This is a genomic window from Planktothrix sp. FACHB-1355, assembly GCF_014748295.1.
Lineage (GTDB): Bacteria > Cyanobacteriota > Cyanobacteriia > Cyanobacteriales > Aerosakkonemataceae > Aerosakkonema > Aerosakkonema funiforme_A.
The window spans coordinates 1-3917 of sequence record NZ_JACJUP010000655.1 but is presented as its reverse complement, the minus strand read 5'-3'; the positions used below and the strand labels follow the sequence as shown (position 1 = coordinate 3917).

The window sequence follows — 3917 nt, the reverse complement described above, 5'->3', positions numbered from 1 at the left end:
TCGGTTGCCATCTTTTTCAGTTCAGAACCTATATGTTACGAGGGTTCCGTACAACCGGATTGCCTTGGGTGTCGATATCTAACTCTTCGCGACGAATGGTTTCTTGCGCGTCCACGGTATCGCGATCGATTTCCTTCCTGACGGTAACTTGCTCCCGCACAAAAGCTTCTTTGCGAATATCGGGAGTTTCTTCGTAGATATCCATACGTGCCATTTCCCCTTCCCGGAAGTCTACTTGGCCTGGGGTAACTGGCGTACCCACATCTGCTGGGGTAGTGCGTTCAACGATAACGCGCTCTTTTTCAATGGGAACTGAAACTTTTGCCGTTTCGGTTTCCACGCGCTTGCCAACTGCTACTTCACCAACTTTGCGACGTGCTTTGTTAGCAATTAAGCGTTCTTCGTAGAGTCTGATGCTTTGGTGATCTTGCTCGTTGATACCGTACAGATTTGGTTCTTGTTCGTAGTTGTAGCTATTGCGATCGTCAGCTACATAATCGGAGCGATCGGTATCTTGCGGACGATAAACTCCTCTTACCCGATCTTCATAATCGTAATCAATCCGTTCGAGGTCGTTGAATTCAGCTAAATTTTCTACTTGCTGTTTTGTCAGACCGATCGCATAGATGCGCTCGTCGTTCTCATCAATACGCGAACGGCCCACCGGTAGCAATACTTTCTTTCCGAATACCCAAAAGCCTGTATCGATGACGAAATAGCGAAAACGTCCGCTGTCTTCATCCACTAGCACATCTGTCACGCTGCCAATCTTATCATCGGTGCCATCAGCATAGACATCAACTCCTTTGATGTCATCGCCATCAAAGAGTTCTTCGCGGTAATTGGGATAATAATTTTCGATTTTTAGAAGAGCCATGCAATAGTTCTCCAATTCTACACAAAAATGCTAGAAGTTTTCGCTAGTTCTATGCCTCTTTCTATGGAAAGATACCCAAGGCTGAATTATTTGTCAGAGTCCTATGTCATTAGGCATAAAACAGCGAATTTCTAGCATTTTTACCTGTTTGATTGACAAGTTTCACAAAGCCAATCTCAAATCCAAAATCCTTGCAGCGGTTGACCGATGGCCGATGATTAATGATGATAAGATATGGTTTGTTTCTGTTCGGCAAGTAAATAGTTAGCATCCTGCATCTCATAAATTAGTCTTACTTGCTCTTCATAATCTTCATCCACCTGTTCGGTACTGTAGTAATCGGGTAAGTATTGAATTTTTTGTTTGTTAATGCCATCGGCATAAACTCGTCGTTCTTCGTAATCGACAAGGCAACTATTTATGGGAAGTAACACTTTCTTGGCGAAACCCCAACTGCTTGTGTCGATAACTAAATATTGGAAACGACCGTCCCAATCGACAAGAGCATCTAGTACGATGCCAATTTCTCTATCAGTTCCACTTGCATAGACAGCAAGCCCTTTGATATCATCACCACCGAAAAGTTTTTTGCGGTAATTGGGATAAAACTCGTCTATGCGTAAAAATGCCATAAAATATTTCCTTGAATTCTTTCACGAATAAGCTAACAAAATGCCTATAGCGAAGCCATCTTTCGGGAGAATGATTGCTCAATGTCGGCATAAGTAGCTATGCTCCTTTGGCAACCCAAATGTCTTATATAAAAAGATATATTGTGCGTTGTTTATGGTTTATGCTAAAAAAAACAATTAGCAATTAGCAATTACCATAAAAATATGCCTAAACGTAGATGTGGAGAATGTCTAATCAGTATTGGATAAAGCTGTTGCAGCAACAGCGAGCGATCGCAGTCATTCGGGCCCAAGACTTAGAATTAGGTCGCCAGATGGCAAAAGCAGTGGCAGCTGGGGGAATGAGTTTGATAGAGATTACCTGGAACAGCCACAAAGCACCAAAGCTAATTGCACAGTTGCGCTCGGAGCTGCCGGAGTGTACGATCGGCACCGGCACCCTGCTAAACTGGGAGCAAATGCAGCAGGCGATCGCATCTGGTGCCCAATTCCTCTTTACCCCGCACGTTAACTTAACTTTAATTCAGGCGGCGGTAGATGCCGGAGTGCCCATCGTGCCGGGGGCGCTTTCGCCAACAGAAATTGTCACCGCACACCAAGCAGGAGCTAGCTGTGTGAAAGTATTTCCGATTCAAGCAGTGGGAGGTGCAAGCTATATCCGCAGTTTGCAAGGGCCGCTGGGACATATTCCCCTGATTCCCACCGGTGGCGTCACGCTGGAAAATGCGACAGAATTTTTACAGGCTGGAGCGATCGCAGTAGGACTTGCAGGCGAGCTATTTCCCCAACAGCTAGTGGCGACGGGAGATTGGCAAGGGATAAGCTGTAAGGCATCCCGCTTGCGCGATCTTATCAAGAACTGGAAAGGTGAGGCCACAGTTACCAAATAACTCTGCCAGCTGATATACCATAACTTAAAAGCGCTATACCAGCCGCTGCGATCGACTAAAAATTTATTTTTGCTAAACAGCAAACATTCTGTCGTGAGGAGGATGCGATCGTGAATAAAATATTTTCTTCTTTTTGGTGGCGTTGTTCTGGAGCTTTATTGGTCAGTGTGGCAATCTCCCTAACAGCATTCTCTGCCTGGTCAAAACCAAAAGAGTCCGTTTCCAGACAGAGACAGTCCTTGACTTTGACAACACCAAGACAGCCCTTAACTAGATCGAGACAGCCCCTGTCAAGACCAACTCAGTCCACGGTAAGATTGAGACAGCCTTCTTCCCGATTGAGACAGTCTTCTTCCACACTAAGACAATCCGCTTCTCGATTGAGACAGTCTTCTTCTACACAAAGACAATCCGCTTCCCGATCGAGACAATATTATCCCGCATCGAGACAATCCTCTTCCAGATTGAGGCAGCCCTACACAACACCAAGACAGTCATTCTCCAAACCAAGACAATCCTGGTCTAAACCCGCACCCCCCGTCGCCACAATTGCACTGCGGGATAAAATTGCCAATAAAATTTTAGAGATGCAAGAATCAGAAAAACGCTGGATTGAAATCGATCTTTCCAACCAAAGGCTGGTTGCTTGGGAAGGAAAAGAACCCGTGCGTGCCGTGATTGTTTCCACTGGGAAGGCATCAACTCCCACCCGCGTCGGTACTTTTGCCGTGCAGACTAAGTTCGCATCTACCCGCATGACTGGGCCGGGATATGATGTTAGCAATGTACCTCACACTATGTATTATTCCGGGGGCTATGCCGTTCACGGCGCTTACTGGCATAACCGTTTTGGCACTCCGGTCAGCCACGGCTGCGTCAATGTAGCTCTCGATCATGCCGAGTGGCTCTTTAAGTGGGCAGCAGTGGGAACTCCCGTGATCGTCCATGAATAACGCCAAAAGTAATCGGTAGAAAGGCAAAATAAAGATGAGAAATATCTTTTTTTGCCTTTTCAATTCGTAACTTTAAATTTGAAATTTTTAACGGTTTTTGAGAAAGTTATGCTGTAACCTAGAGCCAGGAGGAAGTGAACTATGGAAACCATAATTCGTTCTGTTTTTTTACGTCGATCCGGAACTTTCTGGGCAGGTCTGGCGCTCGTACTGGTAACTTTATTTTCCTGGTCAATGCCAACAGAAGCGGCATCTAGGTCGGCAAGGCAAGCGCAGTTACAGCGTAACCAAACTACTAACACAGTTGGGAAGTCTAATTCTAAACGCTATAAAGCCAAACGCGCTAAACGCGCTAAAGTGACTCGCGCACGCGGAAAGGGACGCTGGATAGAAGTTAACTTAGCAAGCCAACGCTTAACTGCTTGGGAAAATGGCAGAGCGGTTTATTCCTCTCGCATTTCCAGTGGCAAGCGATCGACTCCCACTCGTCGGGGAACCTTTGCTGTGCAAAGAAAATACCGCGCTAAAACAATGCGAGGGCCGGGGTACGTAGCTCCTAATGTTC

Annotated in this window: 4 protein-coding genes and 1 pseudogene; 3 read left to right on the top strand and 2 right to left on the bottom strand. The window is 45.9% G+C overall.

The genetic code is table 11. From position 1 onward, the window contains the following. Positions 1 to 28: 28 nt before the first annotated feature. Positions 29 to 877: a DUF2382 domain-containing protein gene (locus H6S82_RS22495; protein WP_190470647.1), complete on the bottom strand. Its 849-nt coding sequence runs from the start codon at positions 875 to 877 to the stop codon at positions 29 to 31. Positions 878 to 1095: 218 nt separating this feature from the next. After that, a complete protein-coding gene (locus H6S82_RS22490; RefSeq protein ID WP_190470644.1) occupies positions 1096 to 1509 on the bottom strand; it encodes a PRC-barrel domain-containing protein in 414 nt (137 codons plus the stop codon). A gap of 227 nt (positions 1510 to 1736) precedes the next feature. Between H6S82_RS22490 and H6S82_RS22485 the strand changes: the two genes are divergently transcribed. The 3 genes and pseudogenes from H6S82_RS22485 to H6S82_RS22475 form a co-directional block, all read left to right on the top strand. Next, on the top strand, positions 1737 to 2399 hold the full coding sequence (locus H6S82_RS22485) for a bifunctional 4-hydroxy-2-oxoglutarate aldolase/2-dehydro-3-deoxy-phosphogluconate aldolase (RefSeq protein ID WP_190470641.1): 663 nt from the start codon (positions 1737 to 1739) through the stop codon (positions 2397 to 2399). 560 nt (positions 2400 to 2959) lie between these two features. Then, positions 2960 to 3352: pseudogene (locus H6S82_RS22480) on the top strand (L,D-transpeptidase); the annotation flags it as partial. A 141-nt stretch (positions 3353 to 3493) separates the two neighbouring features. After that, positions 3494 to 3917: L,D-transpeptidase family protein (locus tag H6S82_RS22475; protein WP_191056733.1), on the top strand; the 424-nt coding region annotated here is incomplete at its 3' end.

Bases quoted from the DNA above. Each gene is read 5' to 3' on its own strand.
- H6S82_RS22495 (WP_190470647.1), bottom strand. From the start codon at position 877: ATGGCTCTTCTAAAAATCGAAAATTATTATCCCAATTACCGCGAAGAA.
- H6S82_RS22490 (WP_190470644.1), bottom strand. From the start codon at position 1,509: ATGGCATTTTTACGCATAGACGAGTTTTATCCCAATTACCGCAAAAAA.
- H6S82_RS22485 (WP_190470641.1), top strand. From the start codon at position 1,737: ATGTCTAATCAGTATTGGATAAAGCTGTTGCAGCAACAGCGAGCGATC.